The sequence below is a fragment of the Moorena sp. SIO2C4 genome, assembly GCF_010672485.1.
GTDB classification, from domain to species: Bacteria; Cyanobacteriota; Cyanobacteriia; order Cyanobacteriales; family Coleofasciculaceae; genus Moorena; species Moorena producens.
Map to the genome: position 1 here is coordinate 1 of NZ_JAAHGN010001396.1, position 1,558 is coordinate 1,558.

Consider the following 1,558-nt stretch of genomic DNA (forward strand, 5'->3'; position numbering starts at 1 on the left):
TTCAGTTTGCAAAAAGGAGCAGCTTCTGGTGGTTGGCAAGTCATAGAATCTCCCAGCAATAATATTAACTACATGGTGCTCAATACTCAGATGGCACCCTTGGATAAACCAGAAGTCAGACAAGCGATCGCTGCGATTGTTAATCGTAAACTGATCAACGACCGGGTGCTAAGAAACCAAGCTGCACCAGCCTTTAGTATCATTCCCACTAGCTTTGATGTCTCCAAGCCCACCTTTAAAGACGCCTACGGTGACGGTAATATTGCCAAAGCCAAAGAACTGCTAGCCAAAGCGGGATTTACTAAAGACAATCCGTTGACATTAGAAATTTGGTATTCCTCAGGTTCAGCAACCCGGCAACAACTTGCGAGTCTTCTGAAAGAATATGCTGCCCAGGAACTTGGGGGAATTGTGGAAATCCAGCCCCAAACTGTGGAGTCAGCGAATTTCTTTGGCAATCTAGGTAAGGGAGTTTATCAGAGTGCTTTAGTCGATTGGTATCCTGACTTTTCTGACCCCGATAACTTTATTCAGCCCTTAGTCAGTTGTACTAAAGGTTCGGAAGGGAAAGGGTGTGAAGCCGGAGCCAGTCGTTCTCAAGGATCCTTTTACTATAGCGATCGCATCAATAAACTGATTCAGCAACAGCGTCAGGAATCAGATCCAGCCGCTCGAAAGCAGATTTTTGCTGAGATCCAAGAACTGTTAGCAAAGGATGTACCCTTAATACCCTTATGGCAACCAAAGGAATATGCTTTTGCCCAGTCAGGGTTAAAGAATGTCCAGTTAGACCCAATTCAACAATTGCCACTGTGGGAGATTGATAAGGGAAATTAGGTTAACGGGCTGCCCCCGTGCTTTAAGCCGGGGGAAAGTTCAACCCCCCAAAGTTCTACTTCTGTTGGATTGACAAAATCTTCATTAACTGGTAAGTTTTGGTTAAAACCAATATTAATAGGAATAAAGCCAAGTACAAAAGAACTGAAAAACATCACAGCAACCACATCAAGCTGACTGAAATAATTTTGGTTTGACCCTTGAAAACGACTCATATTGACCTACCTCGTTTTTTTAGCCTTTCTTCTCAGTTTCAACGGGTAATGTAGGTGATCAGGTGTGTTTTCGAATATAGTTTTATTTATAATTTTATGTATAGTTTTATGTATAGTTTTATAATTAAAGTTTATAGGTAAAGCTTGACGCCTATTTTGAGGTCTTAATTTTTCAGCAACAAATAGTATAACTCTCCCGTATCATTAATCAGCCCTGCCCGATTACCTGCTAATTTACCAGTACCCATAAATATATCCACTCGACCCGGCCCTTTAATCGCACTACCAGTATCCTGATCCAACACATAGCGACTGACTAGCCTAGATTCCAACTGACCTACAGCATTGGGATAAGGGATACTAGTCTGGATAAGGGCCAAGGCTCCTGGAGGCATGATAGATTTATCGGTAGCAATCGAGCGCTCAGCCATTACTGGCAAACCAAGACTACCGGTAGCAGGTGCCCCCCTGGTTTCCCGAAAGAACACAAAACTTTTATTGCGGGG

The 1,558-nt window shown here is 42.9% G+C and carries 3 protein-coding genes; 1 reads left to right on the forward strand and 2 read right to left on the reverse strand.

Annotated elements, in window-relative coordinates:
* The coding region (locus tag F6K20_RS37940; RefSeq protein WP_287298326.1) for an ABC transporter substrate-binding protein at positions 1-837 on the forward strand (837 nt) is incomplete at its 5' end.
* Here the strand turns inward: F6K20_RS37940 and F6K20_RS37945 are convergent.
* Both F6K20_RS37945 and F6K20_RS37950 read right to left on the reverse strand, forming a co-directional pair.
* Positions 834-1,052, reverse strand: coding sequence for a hypothetical protein (locus F6K20_RS37945; RefSeq protein WP_008185779.1), 219 nt, complete (start codon positions 1,050-1,052; stop codon positions 834-836). The genes F6K20_RS37940 and F6K20_RS37945 overlap by 4 nt on opposite strands.
* Before the next feature lie 164 nt (positions 1,053-1,216).
* Positions 1,217-1,558, reverse strand: a 342-nt coding sequence (locus tag F6K20_RS37950; RefSeq protein WP_287298328.1) for a 3D domain-containing protein, incomplete at its 5' end; no start/stop codon positions are given.